Source organism: Castellaniella sp. GW247-6E4 (genome assembly GCF_040276065.1).
Classification (GTDB): Bacteria; Pseudomonadota; Gammaproteobacteria; order Burkholderiales; family Burkholderiaceae_B; genus Castellaniella.
The window spans coordinates 1-1,013 of sequence record NZ_JBELOI010000046.1; the positions used below are offsets into that span (position 1 = coordinate 1).

Below are 1,013 nucleotides of genomic sequence, written 5' to 3' on the forward strand. Positions count from 1 at the left end.
CAGGTGCACCGGGCCGGCGAGAAGCTGTTTGTGGACTACGCCGGCCCCACGCTGGCACTGGCCGATGGCAGCCGTGCCAACATCTTCGTCTCGGCCATGGGGGCCTCGCACTACACCTATGCGCAGGCCACCGCCGGACAGAAGACCGCCGACTGGGTCACCGGCATGGCCGGTGCCTTGCACTTCATGGGGGCCGTGCCCGAACTGATCGTGCCCGACAACCCGCGCGCCGTCATCGCCGTGCCCGATCGCTATGAACCGCGTGTGGGCGACACGGTGCTGGACTTCGCTCGCCACTACGGCTGCTCGGTCCTGCCGGCGAGACCTCGCACGCCGCAGGACAAGGCCAGCGTCGAGTCGGCCGTGCAGGTGGTCGAGCGCTGGATCCTGGCGCGTCTGCGCCATGTGCGCCTAGCCAATCTGGCTGCCGCCAACCGGGCGATCCGGCCACTGCTGGCAGAATTGAACGACCGGCCCTTCCAGAAGTTGCCCGGGAGCCGTGCCAGCGTCTTCGCCACCATCGATGCGCCTGCCATGGGTGCCTTGCCCACAGCCCGTTACGAGTATGCCCGCTTCAAGACCGTGCGGGTGCATGTGGATTACCACGTCGAGATCGAGGCACACCGCTACAGCGTGCCACACGCCCTGGTGGGCCAACAGCTGGACGCCCGGATCTCGGCCACAGTCGTAGAGCTGCTGCACCGAGGGCGCCGGGTGGCCGCCCATGCCCGCAGCCGCCAGGCCAGCGGCTACACGACGGTCGATGCCCACATGCCGGCGGCCCACCGTGCACACCGCCAATGGACACCACAGCGCCTGATCGACTGGGGGCTGACGGTGGGCATTGCCACCGGCACCCTGATCGGCGAACTGCTGGCTCGCTACAAACATCCAGAGCAAGGCTATCGATCCTGCTTGGGTTTGCTGTCGCTCGCGAAGCGCTATGGCAAGGATCGCCTGGAGACGGCCTGCGCGCTGGCGCTGTCCTTGCGAGCCTGTCACTACCGGACCGT

General features: G+C 67.7%; 1 protein-coding gene. It reads left to right on the forward strand.

The window, feature by feature from the left end:
- On the forward strand, positions 1-1,013 hold a 1,013-nt coding region (istA, locus tag ABS761_RS16860), incomplete at both ends, for an IS21 family transposase (protein WP_350409550.1).